Below are 311 nucleotides of genomic sequence, written 5' to 3' on the forward strand. Positions count from 1 at the left end.
CAGGTCTCGGCACGTGGTTACCGGGCCTGGACATCCCGACCGGCCTGTCAGCGCCAGCGCACCGATCTGAAGATACTGGTGCATATCCGTGAACATCATGCCCTGGGCAACGCCTCCTGCGGACGGCCCCGCATGACCCTGGAACTCAGGGAAGCCGGGCCTGTTGTCGGGGAACGTCATGTTGGCCGACTGATGAAGGACAACGGAATCCGGCCCGTGCGCACCCGTCGCCACAAGGTCACGACCGACAGCCATCACCAGACTGGCATTGTGGCCAACCTTCTGGATGGCGACTTCCCTGCTGACAGGCC

1 protein-coding gene is annotated in these 311 nt (G+C 63.7%); it reads left to right on the plus strand.

Annotated elements, in window-relative coordinates; genetic code table 11:
* The coding region (locus B7449_RS17765; protein ID WP_048883974.1) for an IS3 family transposase at positions 1-311 on the plus strand (311 nt) is incomplete at both ends.

The sequence above is a fragment of the Komagataeibacter intermedius TF2 genome, from assembly GCF_000964425.1.
GTDB classification, from domain to species: Bacteria; Pseudomonadota; Alphaproteobacteria; order Acetobacterales; family Acetobacteraceae; genus Komagataeibacter; species Komagataeibacter intermedius.